General features: G+C 45.2%; 11 protein-coding genes. 10 read left to right on the top strand and 1 reads right to left on the bottom strand.

The window, feature by feature from the left end:
- Positions 1–62: 62 nt before the first annotated feature.
- Entirely contained in the window at positions 63–443 is a 381-nt protein-coding gene (gene acpS / locus ACED42_RS13790) for a holo-ACP synthase (protein WP_009847650.1), read from the top strand.
- A gap of 125 nt (positions 444–568) precedes the next feature.
- Here acpS and barA read toward each other — a convergent pair whose 3' ends face one another.
- Positions 569–3,382 carry a two-component sensor histidine kinase BarA gene (barA, locus tag ACED42_RS13795; RefSeq protein WP_371702937.1) on the bottom strand — a complete coding sequence of 938 codons (2,814 nt, stop codon included), beginning with the start codon at positions 3,380–3,382 and terminating at the stop codon, positions 569–571.
- Positions 3,383–3,547: 165 nt separating this feature from the next.
- Here barA and rlmD point away from each other — a divergent pair, with 165 nt between their 5' ends.
- The 9 genes from rlmD (at position 3,548) to truD (ending at position 14,425) form a co-directional block, all read left to right on the top strand.
- Positions 3,548–4,867 (top strand): 23S rRNA (uracil(1939)-C(5))-methyltransferase RlmD, encoded by a 1,320-nt coding sequence (rlmD, locus tag ACED42_RS13800; RefSeq protein WP_371702939.1) that lies wholly within the window; start codon positions 3,548–3,550, stop codon positions 4,865–4,867.
- A gap of 136 nt (positions 4,868–5,003) precedes the next feature.
- Complete coding sequence (gene relA / locus ACED42_RS13805; RefSeq protein ID WP_009847647.1) at positions 5,004–7,229, top strand: GTP diphosphokinase; 2,226 nt, start codon at positions 5,004–5,006, stop codon at positions 7,227–7,229.
- Between the two features lie 230 nt (positions 7,230–7,459).
- Positions 7,460–8,275: a nucleoside triphosphate pyrophosphohydrolase gene (mazG, locus tag ACED42_RS13810; RefSeq protein WP_029223900.1), complete on the top strand. Its 816-nt coding sequence runs from the start codon at positions 7,460–7,462 to the stop codon at positions 8,273–8,275.
- A 132-nt stretch (positions 8,276–8,407) separates the two neighbouring features.
- Positions 8,408–10,048, top strand: coding sequence for a CTP synthase (locus ACED42_RS13815; RefSeq protein ID WP_012604779.1), 1,641 nt, complete (start codon positions 8,408–8,410; stop codon positions 10,046–10,048).
- An 81-nt stretch (positions 10,049–10,129) separates the two neighbouring features.
- Complete coding sequence (gene eno / locus ACED42_RS13820; RefSeq protein ID WP_009847644.1) at positions 10,130–11,428, top strand: phosphopyruvate hydratase; 1,299 nt, start codon at positions 10,130–10,132, stop codon at positions 11,426–11,428.
- 463 nt (positions 11,429–11,891) lie between these two features.
- Positions 11,892–12,173, top strand: coding sequence for a cell division protein FtsB (gene ftsB / locus ACED42_RS13825; RefSeq protein ID WP_012604777.1), 282 nt, complete (start codon positions 11,892–11,894; stop codon positions 12,171–12,173).
- A complete protein-coding gene (gene ispD / locus ACED42_RS13830) occupies positions 12,173–12,874 on the top strand; it encodes a 2-C-methyl-D-erythritol 4-phosphate cytidylyltransferase (RefSeq protein ID WP_009847642.1) in 702 nt (233 codons plus the stop codon). The genes ftsB and ispD overlap by 1 nt, the downstream gene beginning before the upstream one ends.
- Before the next feature lie 2 nt (positions 12,875–12,876).
- Complete coding sequence (ispF, locus tag ACED42_RS13835; RefSeq protein ID WP_041472915.1) at positions 12,877–13,356, top strand: 2-C-methyl-D-erythritol 2,4-cyclodiphosphate synthase; 480 nt, start codon at positions 12,877–12,879, stop codon at positions 13,354–13,356.
- 22 nt (positions 13,357–13,378) lie between these two features.
- Positions 13,379–14,425, top strand: a complete 1,047-nt coding sequence (gene truD / locus ACED42_RS13840) for a tRNA pseudouridine(13) synthase TruD (RefSeq protein WP_371702941.1) — start codon at positions 13,379–13,381, stop codon at positions 14,423–14,425.
- The last annotated feature ends 14 nt before the right edge of the window (positions 14,426–14,439 follow it).

The following is a 14,439-nucleotide window of genomic DNA, read 5'->3' on the forward strand; positions in this document are numbered from 1 at the left end:
CGTTAAGCGGTTAATCAGTAGAATCGAAAAGTTAATAGATAGAAGTTGGTAGTAGGGTAAACATGGCTGTTGTTGGATTAGGTACAGATATCGCAGAAATTGAACGTGTTGAAAAGGCATTATCACGAAGTGGTGAGGCTTTCGCTCAGCGTATTTTGACCGATTCTGAATTTGAAGTATTCCAGCAACTTAAGCAAAAAGGGCGTTACCTTGCAAAGCGTTTTGCTGCAAAAGAGGCGGCGTCTAAGGCATTAGGCACAGGCATCGCTCTTGGTGTGACCTTCCACGATTTCGAGATTTCAAACGATGAGCATGGCAAGCCAGTTCTAAGCCTGCATAAAAAAGCGCGTGAAATCGCAGATGCGAGTGGTACAAAGTCGATTCACCTGACTATCTCTGATGAGCGCCATTATGCGGTGGCGACGGTACTACTCGAGTCGTAAATAGATTACCGCTACTCTATATCTAGCACCCTAGGTTCTAGACAGAAAAAAGCAGAGCTCATGAGCTCTGCTTTTTTATTGGCTGGTAAACCGTTTAATGAATGTTTGTGAGTAAGAAATATTCGCTAGGTCTTGGCTGGTTTCAAATAATGAATCGCGGTTGCTTGAACCTTATCTAATTCATCCTGAAGTTCAAAAAGCTCCGGTTCAATGTCTTCAACAGAAGTGCCTGAACGAAGTTCTTTCTCTATCGTTGCACATACCGACTTAAGCCTTGGTACCCCACTGTATGAGCTGCTGCCATGCATCTTGTGGATGATGTGTGTCAGCGCTTCAACGGGGTAGTCACTGTCTTCTATCGCCTTGTCTGCAGCCTCATAAACTTCAGGAATAAAATCTACGAGCATTTGCAGCATATCGCGTGCGAGGTCTTCTTTATTGGCGGCTTGTTTCAAAGCAGCTTGCCAATCAATGATGATGTTCTTGTGCTCGCTGGCTTCAACTTCTGAAACAGAGTTGTGGTCGATTTCAGCAGAGACCGCCGGGTGATCTGGGTCTATTTTATCAATGTGCTCAATCTCAGAGGTAGGGCTCCAATGAATAAGAACCTGTTGTAACACATGCTCTTCGATAGGCTTGGTTAGGTAGTCATCCATACCTGCTTCAAGTAGTCGGTCACGCTCTCCCATCATTGCATGCGCGGTAACAGCAATCACAGGCGTGTTTGCATTGTTCGCCAACGCCTTAATTTTTTGGCAAGCGGTCACGCCGTCCATCTGCGGCATTTGAATATCCATGAAAATGACATCAAATGGAGTCTCTGTCGCTTTGTCGAGAGCTTTCTGACCACTAGTACAACTGATCACTGTCTCTACGCGCTCTTTTAGCAGCGCAGTAATCAGTTTAAGGTTGGCAGGGTTGTCGTCGACCGCCAATACCGTAAGCGGTAGTTTCTCTTCTGAATGTGTTTCAATAGCGGGTGCAATTAAGGTTGGAGCTTGATTCGATACCAAAGTTTGCAGCAACTTCTTGCGAGAGAGAGGCTTAGTAATGCACTGAACATCGACTTCTTTCATCAATTGCTCACCCAACGCTAGCTCGGTACTTGGTGTACCAATAATCACGTTCTGAGCGATCTTCTTCGCGCCAATCGCCCAACCACTCACGGTATCAAATTGATACTCTTGGTTCGCGGCTAAGTTAAGTAGGACGTAGTCATACGAGGTAGATTCGTCAGGCATAACCGAACGGTACGTTACCACTAAGCCTTCTTGGGTTAGGATCTGCTGAGTAATTGATGCCGCTTGCATGTTTGGCTCGATAAGCAGCAGTTGCTTGTCTTGCAGGCACTGAGTCTCAATTAATTCTGTCATCGGCATATCGGTAGTCGATAGTCTCAGGGTGAACCAGAATGTGGAGCCTTGGTGAAGACGACTGGTTAGGCTGATCTCTCCGCCCATTTGGCTGACCAGTTTTTGGGTGATTACCAGACCTAAGCCTGTACCACCATAACGACGAGAGATGCTCGCATCGGCTTGGCTGAAGGCTTGGAAAAGTTGTGCTTGTTGGCGCTCTGAGATACCAATGCCCGTATCTCGAACCATAAACTGCAGCTCAATGCTGTCTTCGCTTTGTGAACGAAGTTCAACGCTGATGTCAATGTTGCCACGCTCGGTAAACTTGATCGAGTTACCCACAAGGTTAGTCAGGATCTGTTGGATACGCAGTGGATCACCAACAACGCCTGGTGGTACTTTCGGGTCGATCTTAAGTGTAAGCTCAAGACCTTTTTCATGAGCATTAGTGGCTTGAAGGTTAACCACCTCTTCTAGGCTCGCTTGGAACTCAAATGGAATATTTTCTAGAGCGAGCTTGCCGGCTTCAAGTTTTGAGAAGTCCAAGATATCGTTGATGATGCTGAGTAGGTTATTGGCCGAGCGTTCAATGGTCTGTAAGTAGTCGGTTTGGCTGTTCGATAGGTGTGTCTTGAGCATCTGACGAGTAAAGCCAATCACACCATTCAGTGGTGTTCTAAGCTCATGAGACATATTCGCCAAGAACTCGGATTTAACACGAGCGGCTTCTTGAGCTCGTTTTTTCGCAATGTCTAACTCAACGTTTTGAATCTCTAATTGCTCTAGGGTTTCACGCAGATCAGATGTTGCTTGGTCGATGCTGTGCTGCATCTCGACGTGATATTCTGATAGCGAGACCGCCATCGCGTTGATACCGTTTTTCAGTGAATCAAGCTCACCATGCATTTTGCCTTCGATACGCACATCGAGGTGACCACGACGAATTCGGTCGACCATGTTTTTCATGTGTGTGATCGGTTGGGTTACATCGTGCATCAAGCGGAAGGCAAATACCCCAGAAAGTCCAAGACCGAGGATCAGCACCAAGAAGGCAGAGAACACTTCTTGATATTGCTGCAATCGAAGTGACGACAAGTCTAACTCTATCGCAATATAACCGATCGCTTGGTTCGCTTGAGACTGGCCATTAGCTGAGTTGATGTATTGTCCCTCAGCGATGATGGGTGTCCTAAGAATCAGCGTGTTATCGAGCAGGTTCGATGAGCTTAAATGCGGAATCGGTTTATCTTTCGGATAGGTCAGGCTTTCAAAATCAGGATGGAAGTTTGACGTTACAAACAACTCATGACGTTCATCAAACACCGCAATACTGCGCACTAACTTAGAATTTTTTCGATGTGCATAGCTAATCAGCTGACGAACAGACTCTCGACTTTCGAGCTTCATGCCAGACTCACTCGCAATCGCTAGTGGTTCAATGATGCTAGTACCAGTGTTAACCACTTGACCTTCAAGGTCTTGATAGCGGTTAAATGAGAAAAATGCACTCAATAGCAGCCCAATAATTAGGGTTGGAGCTAGAGTTAAGGTAATTACACGGGCTCTTAAGCCATATCTGGTCATGTTCTTTAATTACATCGAGGTCTGGATATGGGAAAATAACGCACACAATGGCGGTTAAGTGAACGGTAAGCTTAATCAAAGCCGTGACGTTCGACAATGATTCCAAGACAGAATAGTGAGTCCTGGATACCAATTACTTATTAAAAGATACATTAGGCACAAGCAATGGCACGTTTTTTCCAACCAAAAAAGAAAACTCAACTCGAGACCAAGCATCAATCGGTTTTGGTTGAACGAATGGATCACAATGGCGCTGGCATCGCTTATCAGAAGAATAAACCAGTTTTCATTGATGGCGCATTGCCCGGTGAGAAGGTGGTTATTCAACTTACTGAGAGCAAAAGTAAGTTTTCGCGAGCAAAACTCATCAAATTACTTCAACCGAGTGAGCTGCGTTTAAAGCCATTCTGTAAGCACTTTAATCAGTGTGGTGGCTGTCATCTTCAACATCTCGGTTACTCATCTCAGGTTGAGCATAAATCACAATCTTTGACGCACCTGATGAGCAAATACCAAACGGCTAACACCGAAGTCGCTCAGCCGATTGTCGGTGATGAAACCGGTTATCGTCGTCGCGCGCGTATCAGTCTATTTGTTGATAAGAAGACACAGCAGCTTCAGTTTGGTTTCCGTAAGAAACAAAGTAAACAGATTGAAAACATCACCGACTGCGCCGTGCTGGATACTCGCCTTAATGTATTGCTGCCAAAACTGAAAAGTTTACTGAACACTTTCAGTAGCCTTACGTCTTTAGGACATGTTGAATTGGTGTTGGGTGATACTGGCCCTGTTATGGTGCTGCGTCACCTTAAACCTTTGGTTGAAAAAGATGAGCAAGCGTTGATGACGCTCGCGAAAGAAGAAGGTGCAACGCTGTATTCGATGCCAGAAACCGATAAGTTGGTTCGTTTGGTGGGTGATTCGCCAAGCTATAGTGAAACCGGCGTAACCTTACCTTTTGAGCCAAACCACTTTATACAAGTTAACCAGAAAGTGAACCAACAGATGGTGGCTCAAGCGATTGAGTGGTTAGAGCCTCAAGCGGATGAGCGTGTGCTTGACCTGTTTTGTGGTTTAGGCAACTTCAGTCTGCCTATCGCACAACAATCGGCGTTTGTCGTTGGTGTGGAAGGCGTTGATGAAATGGTTCAACAGGCAACGGCTAATGCGGCGTTAAACCAGTTAAGCAATACGGAGTTTTACCAAGCGAACCTCGAAGAAGATTTATCTTCACAGCTTTGGGCAAAAGAGAAATTTGATAAAGTATTACTTGACCCAGCACGCGCTGGAGCGAGTGGGATCGTTGATCAAATTTCAGCGTTAGGAGCGAAGCGTGTGGTTTATGTTTCGTGTAATCCTGCTACTCTAGCGAGAGATTCTGAGAGTTTAGAAAAACAAGGCTATCAATTAGCCAAACTTGGTATGTTGGATATGTTCCCTCATACCAGTCATCTAGAATCGATGGCTCTCTTTATCAAGGCTTAGAAGCCCTTAAATAAGGCTTAAAAATGAATCACAAAGGCGCAGGGAAGCCTGCGCTGATATCAATATGAGTCGAACTAGCTTGGAATCAGTTAGTCATATTGAATTGGGTATAAAACATAATAACTAGGAAGGCATGATGGTTGCGGTACGAAGCGCACATTTAAACCCAAGCGAACAGTTTGAGCTAGAAAGTTGGATTGCGTCACTGAATCAAGACGTAAAAACCTCGAATAAACTGACCAAAGTTTATCGTCACTGTGAAGAGCTATTAAAAGATCACGAGCAAGCGTCGCTCCTGCTTTGGCGTGGACGTGAGATGATCGAAATCTTGGTTACGTTGTCGATGGACCGTGCCACTTTAATTGCAGCGCAACTTTTCCCCGTTGTTTCAAGCGGCGTTTTTGGACGCGAAGCGTTTGAAGAAAGCTACGGTAAAGAAACCGTAAAGTTAATTGATGGCGTTGAAGAAATGGCAGCTTTGGGCCAGCTCAACGTTACCCTTGAAGGCAGTGCTGCCTCGGGGCAAGTAGATAACGTTCGACGAATGCTACTGGCCATGGTCGATGATTTCCGCTGCGTCGTCATCAAGCTAGCAGAACGAATTTGCAACCTCATCGAGGTGAAAAAGGCCCCTGATGCTGTTCGCCGTGCGGCAGCAAAAGAGTGTGCTAACATCTATGCGCCTCTTGCAAACCGTTTGGGCATTGGTCAGCTAAAGTGGGAAATTGAAGATTACGCTTTCCGCTATCAACAACCAGATACCTACAAGCAGATTGCCAAACAGCTGTCAGAGCGTCGTATCGTGCGCGAACAATACATCACTGACTTTGTTGATGACCTAACATCAGAAATGAACCGTTCAAGCATCAATGCTGAAGTCAGCGGTCGTCCCAAACACATCTACAGCATCTGGCGTAAAATGCAGAAAAAGGGCTTAGAGTTTGATGAGCTTTTTGACGTGCGTGCGGTACGTATTATTGCCGACCAACTGCAAGACTGTTATGCCGGTCTAGGTGTGGTTCACACCAAATATAAACACCTTCCAAGTGAATTTGATGACTATGTGGCGAATCCTAAGCCCAATGGTTACCAATCGATTCATACCGTAGTTCTTGGCCCTGAAGGCAAGACCATTGAAATTCAGATTCGTACCAAGCAGATGCATGAAGACTCTGAGTTAGGTGTGGCTGCGCACTGGAAGTATAAAGAAGGTGCATCTAGCGGCGTACGCAGTGGCTACGATGAGAAAATTACTTGGTTGCGTAAGCTTATCGACTGGCAAGAAGAGATGTCGGATTCTGGCGAAATGCTGGATGAAGTACGTAGCCAAGTCTTTGATGATCGTGTCTATGCCTTTACACCTCGCGGTGATGTGGTCGATTTACCAATGGGTGCAACACCGTTGGACTTTGCTTACCACATCCACTCGATGGTTGGACACCGTTGTATCGGTGCCAAAGTCGCAGGTCGAATCGTTCCGTTTACTCATAAGTTGGCGATGGGTGATCAAGTTGAAATCATCACTCAAAAAGAACCGAATCCATCACGTGATTGGTTGAATCCGACGACAGGTTTTGTTCATTCAAGTCGAGCTCGAGCAAAAATTAACGCTTGGTTCCGCGCTCAGAGTCGTGAGAAAAACCTTGAAGCTGGACGAGACATCCTAGAAGTCGAGCTAGGCAGAGTCGGCGCAACACTGAAAGATGCTGAGCAATATGCGCTGAAACGATTCAACGTCAATACACCTGATGAATTGTATGCAGGTATTGGTAGCGGCGATTTGCGTATTAACCAAGTGGTTAATCACATCAATGCTCTGGTCAATAAGCCGACGGCTGAAGAAGAAGATAAGAAAGCACTCGAGAAGTTGCTTGAGTCTGACAATAAGCCAGCACATCAGAGCCGTCCGAAAAAGGATGCTGTCGTTGTTGAAGGTGTTGATAACCTAATGACCCACTTGGCTCGTTGTTGTCAGCCTATCCCAGGGGATGTGATCAAAGGTTACATTACTCAAGGGCGTGGTATCTCAGTACACCGCAGCGATTGTGAGCAGTTAAGTGAACTTAACCTACATGCCCCTGAACGTATCATCGATACGGTGTGGGGAGATGGTTTTGTTGGCTCGTATATCTTAACACTGCGTGTAGAGGCGCTAGAACGTACCGGCTTGTTGAAAGACATTACATCCCTGTTCTTGAACGAAAAAGTCAGTGTGACGACAATGAAGAGCCGTATTGACTATAAACGTCAGCTGTCGGTGATGGATTTCGATCTGGAAGTGACCAACATTGAAATTCTGAGTCGAGTGACGAGTCGAGTCGAACAAATCAAAGATGTCATGAGCGTAAAACGCCTCGGCTAAAATTCTCGTCATACTTGAAGCTGATGGCGTTGTTGCCTGCGCGCACTCGCTCAATCACATAGACAAGCTATGCTCAGGAGTCTCGCTTGCTTGTCGCCTAGCCACAGTTTCAATTATTTAGAGAATTAGACAGTATCAACAAAGGTGAGTGGTTTTGGCTACTCACCTTTTTTAGTTTTAGAAGACGTTATAAATTTAAAAAATCAAAGACAGTGAATAGGAAGAAAACAATGAATCACCCGATTGAACAACTTGAACAGATCATGACTAAGCTGCGCGATCCTGAAGGTGGCTGTCCTTGGGATTTGAAACAAAATTTTGAAACAATTGTCCCGCATACTATCGAAGAAACCTATGAAGTAGTGGACGCGATTCACAACAAAGATTGGCCGAACCTACAAGAAGAGCTGGGTGATTTGTTGTTTCAGGTGATTTTCTACAGCCAGCTCGCGAAAGAGCAGGGACTGTTTGAGTTCTCTGATGTGGTCGATGGCATCAATGAGAAGCTAACGCGCCGCCATCCGCATGTGTTTTCTGATACCGAGTTTGCCAGTGATGACGAAATTAATGCCAACTGGGAAGCTGAAAAAGCCAAAGAGAAAGCACAGGCAGGCAAAACTCAAGAAAGTATTCTAGACTCAATACCAAACTCTCTACCTGCACTTTCGCGTGCTACAAAAATTCAAAAGCAAGTCGCGAAATTTGGCTTTGATTGGGACTCTATTGGCCCAGTCGCCGATAAGGTTTTAGAGGAAGTTGATGAGGTGCTAGAAGAAGCGCTTCAAGTAACGCCAAACGAAGATTTAGTTGAAGAAGAGCTGGGTGATTTGTTGTTTGCTACCGTCAATTTAGTGCGACATTTGGGTAAAAATCCAGAAACGGCTCTCAATAAAGCCAATCTGAAATTTTCACGCCGCTTTAAAGGTGTGGAACAAAAAGTTCGTCAGCAAGATAAAATTTTGACCGACTTTTCTCTACAACAGCTTGATTCCATATGGGATGAAGTCAAAGTGGCGGAGAAAAGATCATCAAAGCTTTTATCATGAATTGATTTGAAGCAAAAAATAAAAAATAGCAGTGTGATAGATTTCACGTTGTGGCGATAAGGGGCTTCTGGTATATTTTCATCCCGTCCAGAAGTAATCCATTTCCCTCATTCAACCAATTTCAGGTTAAACATGACGACAAATTACATTTTTGTTACTGGCGGGGTTGTATCCTCTCTAGGTAAAGGTATTGCAGCAGCATCTCTTGCGGCTATTTTAGAAGCTCGTGGTCTTAAAGTGACTATGATGAAGCTTGACCCTTACATCAACGTTGATCCAGGCACAATGAGCCCGACTCAACACGGTGAAGTGTTCGTTACGGAAGATGGCGCTGAAACTGACCTTGACCTTGGTCACTACGAGCGATTCATTCGCACCAAGATGACTAAGCGTAACAACTTCACTGCAGGTCGTGTTTACTCAGACGTACTCGCTAAAGAGCGTCGCGGTGATTACCTAGGTGCAACTATTCAGGTTATCCCGCACATCACTAACTCTATCAAAGAACGTGTAATTTCTGGCGCAGCTGGCCACGATATCGCGCTAGTTGAAGTTGGTGGTACGGTTGGTGATATCGAATCTCTACCATTCATGGAAGCGATTCGTCAGCTAGCAGTAGAGCTAGGCCGTGAACGCGCAATGTTCATGCACCTTACTCTAGTGCCATACCTAGCAGCTGCGGGCGAAGTGAAAACTAAGCCAACGCAACACTCTGTAAAAGAGCTGCTGTCTATTGGTATTCAGCCAGACATTCTAGTTTGTCGTTCAGACCGCAACATTCCTTCGAACGAGCGTAAGAAAATTGCTCTGTTCTGTAATGTGCAAGAAAATGCAGTTATTTCTATGCGCGATGTTGACTCTATCTACAAGATCCCTCAGCTTATTAAAGCTCAAGGCACTGATGAACTTGTATGTAAGCGTTTCGGCATCACAGCTCCAGAAGCAGACCTGTCTGAATGGGAACAAGTAATTTACGAAGAAGCTAACCCAACGGGTGAAGTGACGATTGGTATGGTTGGTAAGTACATTGAACTACCAGACGCATACAAATCAGTAAATGAAGCGCTAAAACACGCGGGCTTGAAAAATCGCCTAAGCGTTAATATTAAATACGTAGATTCACAAGACGTTGAGTCTCGTGGCGTAGAAGTTTTAGAAGGCCTAGATGCAATCCTAGTTCCTGGTGGCTTTGGTGATCGTGGTGTTGAAGGTAAGATTCTTGCTGCTCAATACGCTCGTGAAAACAAAGTACCTTACTTAGGTATCTGTCTAGGTATGCAAGTAGCACTTATCGAGTACGCTCGTAACGTTGCGAAAATGGAAGGGGCACACTCTTCTGAATTCTGTACTGAAACTAAGTACCCAGTTGTTGGTCTTATCACTGAGTGGACTGATGGCGAAGGTAAAGTTGAAGAGCGTACAGAAACATCTGACCTTGGCGGCACAATGCGTCTTGGTTCACAGCTTTGTCACCTAGCGAAAGGGACAAAAGCTTACGAATTATACGGTAGCGCGACGATCCATGAACGTCATCGTCACCGTTACGAAGTGAACAACAATCTTCGTCCACAAATTGAAAAAGCGGGCCTAAAAGTATCGGGTCTATCTGCGGACAAGAAACTGGTTGAAGTTATCGAGAACCCGAACCATCCATGGTTCGTTGCTGCTCAATTCCACCCAGAGTTCACTTCAACACCTCGCGATGGTCACCCATTGTTTGCAGGTTTCGTTAAAGCAGCTGGCGAGTTCCAGCGCGGCGAATTAGAGAAGTAAAAAGGAATACAGGTAGCTGCGTAAGTTGTGCTGCTACCTTTAAATTTGACATTTATATATTCAACGAGAAGGAAACATTCAATGTCTAAGATCGTTAAAGTTCTAGGTCGTGAAATCATCGATTCACGTGGTAACCCAACTGTAGAAGCTGAAGTACACCTAGAAGGCGGTTTCGTAGGTATGGCTGCTGCTCCATCTGGCGCATCTACTGGTTCACGCGAAGCTCTTGAGCTACGTGACGGCGACAAATCACGTTTCCTAGGTAAAGGTGTTCTTAAAGCTATTGAAGCTGTTAACGGCCCAATCGCTGAAGCTCTAGTAGGTTCTGACGCTAAAGCACAAGCTGACGTTGACCAAATCATGCTTGACCTAGACGGTACTGAAAACAAGTCTAAGTTCGGTGCGAACGCTATCCTAGCTGTATCTCTAGCTAACGCAAAAGCTGCTGCTGCTGCGAAAGGCATGCCTCTTTACGAGCACATTGCAGAGCTAAACGGTACTGCTGGTCAATTCTCTATGCCTCTACCAATGATGAACATCATCAACGGTGGTGAGCACGCAGATAACAACGTTGACATCCAAGAGTTCATGATCCAACCAGTTGGCGCTAAGACTCTTAAAGAAGGTCTACGTATCGGCGCTGAAGTATTCCACAACCTAGCTAAAGTTCTTAAGTCTAAAGGCTACAGCACTGCAGTTGGTGATGAAGGTGGTTTCGCTCCTAACCTTAAGTCTAACGCTGAAGCTCTAGAAGTTATCGCAGAAGCTGTTGCAGCTGCTGGTTACGAACTAGGTAAAGACGTTACTCTTGCTATGGACTGTGCAGCATCTGAGTTCTTCGACAAAGAAGCTGGTATCTACAACATGAAGGGCGAAGGTAAAACTTTCACTTCTGTAGAGTTCAACCACTACCTAGCTGAGCTAGCGAACAACTTCCCAATCGTTTCTATCGAAGATGGTCTTGACGAGTCTGATTGGGATGGCTTCAAGCACCAAACTGAACTTCTAGGCGACAAGCTTCAAATCGTTGGTGACGATCTGTTCGTTACAAACACTAAGATTCTTGCTGAAGGTATCGAGAAAGGCGTAGCTAACTCTATCCTTATCAAGTTCAACCAAATCGGTTCTCTAACAGAGACTCTAGCTGCTATCAAGATGGCTAAAGACGCTGGCTACACTGCAGTAATCTCTCACCGTTCTGGCGAAACTGAAGATGCAACTATCGCTGATCTAGCGGTAGGTACAGCTGCAGGTCAAATTAAAACTGGTTCTATGAGTCGTTCTGACCGTGTTGCTAAGTACAACCAACTTATCCGTATCGAAGAAGCTCTAGGTTCTAAAGCTCCTTACAACGGTCTTAAAGAAGTTAAAGGTCAATAATTCCTAGCGAATTATTAATCTAAGCTTTTTAAATGCCTCGCTTATGCGGGGCATTTTTTTGTCTGTAGAAAATGACGGGAAGAAGCTCTAGGTTCTAAAACTCCTCCTTTTTACAACGAAAGCGGTCTTAAAGACGTTAAAGGTCAGCACTTTCTTCAAGACTTAAAGCCTCGTGAATTATTAGCTTAAAGCTTTTGAAAACGCTCTACTTCGGTAGGGCGTTTTTTTTGCTTGTAGGAAAGTGAGATCTAATTTCTAAAGCTCCTCCTCGTTACATCTAAAGTTCGTCATTCCCTAGACTGACGAAGGAAGGAGTCGGGAATTTCATTGTTACCATACTTGTCCCGACAATAATTCTCCGACTTATTGATTCCCTAACACCACATATCTCGCACCAATAAGCTCATTATGGTATATATGTGCCTTATTCTAGTTCCTTCTTTTTCAACCGGCGAAAGGTGTTATGCGAATTTTTGCTTTAGTACTGCTCATAGTGTTTGGCTGGCTACAACACACACTGTGGCTCGGTAAAAATGGTATTTCTGATTACTACGGTGTGAACAACGAAATCCAAGTTCAACAGCAAGTAAACGAAAAGCTTCATCTTCGTAACGCAGAGATGTTTGCGGAAATCGACGATCTACGCCAAGGCTTAGACGCGATAGAAGAGCGCGCACGTCATGAGCTTGGAATGGTAAAAGAAGGCGAAACGTTTTTCCGCATCATTGGTGAGGAATCCCATTAATGTCGACTCAACTTCAAAGTGTGATAGCCGTTGTACCTGCAGCAGGCGTCGGTAGCCGAATGAAAGCAGACCGGCCTAAGCAATATCTTAAGATTAACGGCAAAACGATTTTAGAGCACACCATTGAGAAATTACTGTCTCATCCACAAGTATCTCAAATTGTCGTTGCGATCAGCGATGATGACCCCTATTACCCGGAGTTAGCACTCAACCAGAATCCAAAAGTGGTCAGAGTGTCTGGCGGAAGCGAACGAGCGGACTCGGTACTCTCTGCGCTAAACTGTATCGCTGAGCAGCAGCTTAGCGATTGGGTAATGGTTCACGATGCGGCAAGGCCTTGTGTTCAACTCAGTGATATCGACAAGCTAATTTCCGGCGCGATGAGCCATGATGTAGGGGCTATTTTAGCGGCGCCAGTTCGTGACACGATGAAGCGAGGTGCCCAAGGGCAGATCGAACATACCGTTGAGCGAGCCGATCTATGGCATGCACTTACGCCGCAAATGTTCAGAGCAAAGCCTCTGTGGAATGCATTAAGCGAGGCGTTGCAACAAGGCGTTTCGATTACCGATGAAGCCTCAGCCTTTGAATGGAAAGGTTTATCGCCCGCTTTAGTGGCAGGGCGTTCAGATAATTTTAAGATTACTCAGCCTGAAGATTTAGCACTTGCTGAGTTCTATTTAAGTCAGAATAAGGAATAATGATGATTCGTATTGGCCATGGCTTTGATGTACATAAGTTTGGTGGTGAAGGTCCGGTAATTATAGGTGGCGTTAGAGTCCCTTATGAGCAGGGTCTTATCGCACACTCAGATGGTGATGTTGCCCTTCATGCGTTGAGTGACGCTTTATTAGGTGCGATTGCTGCCGGTGATATTGGTCGTCATTTCCCCGATACTGATGATGAGTGGAAAGGCGCGGATAGCCGTGAACTTCTAAAAGATGTTTATCGTCGAGTAAAAGAACAAGGCTACGTGATTGGTAATGCCGATATTACTATCATGGCGCAAGCTCCAAAGATGGCGCCTCATATAGACTCTATGTGCCACGCTATCGCACAAGATTTAGAAACCAGCATTAGCAATGTGAATGTAAAAGCGACGACCACTGAGCGTTTAGGTTTTACAGGTCGCAAAGAGGGCATCGCATGTGAAGCGGTGGTCCTAATTACTAAAAGTGCGTAAGCACCAACACGAAAAGAACAGCATGTCAGATATTTTATCTTCATTGGCTTATCTAAACGGTAAACCAACTGCGAAAGCAAAACTAAAAGCAAAAGCCGAACACTTTGTCGTTAATGAAGACTTAGGTTTTGAGTTCACTGGTGAAGGCGAACACCTTATGGTTCGTATTCGTAAAACGGGTGAGAACACGAGCTTTGTAGCAAACGAGCTGGCTAAAGCGTGTGGTGTTAAGTCGAAAGACGTGAGTTGGGCTGGTTTGAAAGACCGTCATGCTGTGACAGAACAGTGGTTGAGCGTGCATCTACCAAAAGGTGAACCTGACTTTTCTGCTTTTCTTGCACAATACCCAAGCATTGAGATCTTGGCGACAGCACGCCACAACAAAAAGTTACGTCCAGGCGATTTAGTTGGCAACCAATTTGAGCTAACTTTGTCTGAAGTAACGGACTGCGATGATGTAGTCAAACGTTTGGAAAAAGTCGCTCAAGTGGGCGTGCCAAATTACTTTGGTGCTCAGAGGTTTGGCAATGAAGGTAACAACTTATCTGAAGCTCGTCGTTGGGGGCGTGAAAACGTTCGTACACGTAATCAAAATAAGCGCAGCTTGTACCTCTCTGCAGCTCGTTCTTGGATCTACAATTTAATTCTTTCTGACCGTATTGAGCACGATGCGTTTGCTTCGGCATTGGTCGGCGATATTGTTGTTAAAAACGATGCTCAACTTGCTGTGACAGCCGCTAATATCGAAGCTGTAAACCAAGATATCGCCAATGGTTCTGCGTTTATTACCGTTGCTTTAGCTGGAGATAATGCGTTACCGACGACGGATGCGTCTCAAGCTCTAGAGCAGAAACACCTTGATGCTGAACCGGATCTAATGGCGCTTATTTGTGGCAACCGTATGCGCCATGATCGCCGTGAAGCGTCGTTGAAGCCGATGGGTTTAGTGTGGGAAGTAAACGAAGACAATATCACTCTTAAATTTTCTCTGGACGCAGGCTGCTTCGCAACCGCTATCGTTCGTGAGTTAGTTGAAGAAGTACACGTAGAAAGAACCTACGAGCAATAATGATTCTGCTTGGG

The organism is Vibrio sp. FF145 (assembly GCF_041439075.1).
Lineage (GTDB): Bacteria > Pseudomonadota > Gammaproteobacteria > Enterobacterales > Vibrionaceae > Vibrio > Vibrio tasmaniensis_A.